The 2,950-nt window shown below is 35.1% G+C and carries 3 protein-coding genes; all 3 read left to right on the forward strand.

What is annotated here, in order from left to right; translation table 11 throughout:
- On the forward strand, positions 1-1,346 hold a 1,346-nt coding region (locus AC1DTM_RS21450), incomplete at its 5' end, for a T7SS effector LXG polymorphic toxin (RefSeq protein WP_477000828.1).
- 12 nt (positions 1,347-1,358) lie between these two features.
- Positions 1,359-1,808, forward strand: a complete 450-nt coding sequence (locus tag AC1DTM_RS21455) for a hypothetical protein (RefSeq protein ID WP_002110558.1) — start codon at positions 1,359-1,361, stop codon at positions 1,806-1,808.
- A 574-nt stretch (positions 1,809-2,382) separates the two neighbouring features.
- The coding region (locus AC1DTM_RS21460) for a recombinase family protein (protein ID WP_477000829.1) at positions 2,383-2,950 on the forward strand (568 nt) is incomplete at its 3' end.

The following is a 2,950-nucleotide window of genomic DNA, read 5'->3' on the forward strand; positions in this document are numbered from 1 at the left end:
TATATGAATTCAATCATTCATCCAGCAGCAACTACAGCACCGCCCTCCAATTAGCAGCTAGCATCACAGCCGGACTCGCTGAAGTGCAAAGCGGGAAAGGATTTAGTCCTGTAAGTGGGACGTTTAGTACACAAGGATTGAATATGGATTGGGTGAGCTCGATTCAGGGGATTATAGAAGAAACAGCCCGAAAAACCGATCAGTCAATTAAGGATATAGAAACAAATAACATAATTGAGGAGAAATCTCCGGTTAGAAATGCTTGGGACGATGCGGCAGACAGTATAGTTGGCATGTTTGAAACAGTGAAAAAGATGTGGGAAGCTGTTCAAAGAGGATCTGGGAAAGCTATTGGAGATGAAATCGAGTCCGCAGTAGCTTTAAGTAATATGGATATAGGAACTTTTATTAATGTAACCTATGCACTTTTCCATTTGGATGAGACTGCAAAAAATATGTGGCATGCATTTTCAAATAAAATAAAACGAGATATGATAGATGGAGATGCAGAGAGCCGTACTGAATTGTCTACTTATATATTAACGCAAGTAGCTACCGCATTTTTGGGCGATAAGGGACTAAATAAAATCGGTCATGTCGCAAAAGGAGCAAAAGCATCAAGTGGAATAAGTACAATTGCTAATGCAGTAACACTAGCAAAAGAATTGAAGCCTAAGCTTGAAATGTTACAATCATTTAAGAGGGATGCTTCTTATGCATTCTCTAGTGTTGGTGGAACTATCATAACCAAAATACCACAAGGCGAATTGATAGAAGCTTATTATAAGTTTGCGAAGTCTAAAGATGGTGGTAAGGGTACGGGTAAAACTGGTGAGGGAATACCTTTAGAAGAAGTAAAGCCCGATGTACTTAAACAGATACATGCTGATGATAATGGAGCATATGGATATTTACCAAATGAGGGTACTGCATATAATAAACCAGAATATGACTTTACAAATGTTGAATGGACAAAAGAAATGCAAAATGTAAGAAAAGATTATCTTGAAGCATCTAAACAATTAGAAAGTGATATAGAAAAAATGACATCTGAAGGATTTTCTAAAGAAAATATAGCTGAACATGTTGTAGAAGCACGTAATCAGCAAAAAAATGCAGCAAGGGAAAATATGACTGCTGAGGAGAGAGCCGGTTTAGAGGAAAGAAATATAAAAAAATATGGTAACCCAATAGGACCAACAGCTGAGAGTATGTTTAATAAGATAAAAGATTCGTACATTGATAAAGGAATTTATGAATCAGATGAACAAGTATGGAAAATTATAATTCAAAAATCGATGCAAAAAGATGATGTAATAAACACACTATTAGGATTAGAGCATTAGGAGGGATAACTTATGATAATAATGAATAATTACTCTAAGACAGGGACGTATATTATATTAGAACCTAGCGGATATTCAGTAGTTGAAAAAAATAAAGTACAGTTGGTTAGACAAGGCGTCGGAGGATTTAGTGAAGATGGACAGGTAGTTGGTATTTATGCTAAAGATAACAAACTATTTTTTTTCTATGATGGAAAATCATTTGAAACATCTATAGAAAATCTAATTTGTATAAATAGTTATGTTTCAAAATTGAAAAGATGTTTTAGTGTAACAATAGGAGGACAAAATATCTGTAATATAGTTTATGAGCCTTTTATTGATCCAGGAATGATTTATTATGATGCAGACCCTGAAGAGTTTGATGTATTGCTATACTTAAGTGAATTATTGAAGAATGAGGATTCTATTAAGAGATTTATGAATGGGATGGAAATGATTAAAAAGCAGAATAAAGGTTAGTGTTTTAGAAAATGAAATAAGCGTTTGAAAGTAAGTACTTCATGATGGTTGTACCATCATAGAGTACTATGTGCAATGATAGAATAGAAAACGAAGTACGAGCTTAGGTGAGATGGCATTTTATTGGGCGGCGAATATAAACACATGGAATGAACATGAAAGTAATGAACTCGTACAAGCTCGTAAGTTTTAACGTAGTAGTTGTCACGACATATAAAAGGTGTCATACTGTTACTACAAAACTTACAAATTTATGCTACTTAAAAACAGATGAACTTAAAGCACTTGATTGTCAATTATGGCAACGAGTGCTTTTTTGCATTTTTGCGTAGAAATAAGTTGGTACACGTATAATTTTATAAGTGTATTAAGTGTTAAATTTTATAGACTGTAGTGGCTTTGTACAGTGTACGACACTACTAGAGAAAAAACTATTGTAAAAATTAAGGGTTGTATTATTTTTTGAAGTCATCGTAAAGTACGTTTTAACGGATTTACGTTACGAACACGTTATCCGCAAAAAACGGGTAAACGTTACAGGGATTGTAATTGTTGTAACGGGAGGGAGTTTGATATGGGGGAGAAAGTTGTTGGTTATGTACGAGTTTCAACGGAAGGGCAAGTACGTGAAGGGTATAGCCTAACGTATCAAGTAGAAGAAATTCAGCGGTACTGTATTGAAAATAAACTACAACTGCTTCACATATACGAAGATAAAGGAATTAGCGGAGCGACAGTAGATGAAGATGGGTTAACAGTTGAGCGTGAGGGGTTACAAGAGCTATTGTCTGATATGGCATATCATCAAGTGAGCAAAGTTATTGTACTAAATACATCTCGGTTATGGCGCTCTGATATGGCAAAAGTGTTAATACAACGAGAGCTAAAGAAATACAAGGTAGATGTGAAAGCAATTGAACAACCAAATTACAGTATATATGCACACGATCCGAATGACTTTTTAGTGAATGGTATGTTAGAGCTATTAGATCAATATCAACGTCTTGAGATTGCATTAAAGCTAAGTAGAGGCAGAAAGAAAAAAGCAGAACAAGGTGGATATGCGGGGGGCGGTGTGATGTTTGGTTATAGAGTAAAGAAAGGACAGAAAGTATTAGAAATAGATGCGGAGACAGCAATTA

This window comes from Bacillus sp. P4_D3, from assembly GCF_056401855.1.

Coding starts and splice junctions, on each gene's coding strand:
- AC1DTM_RS21455 (WP_002110558.1), top strand. CDS start 1,359: ATGATAATAATGAATAATTACTCTAAGACAGGGACGTATATTATATTA.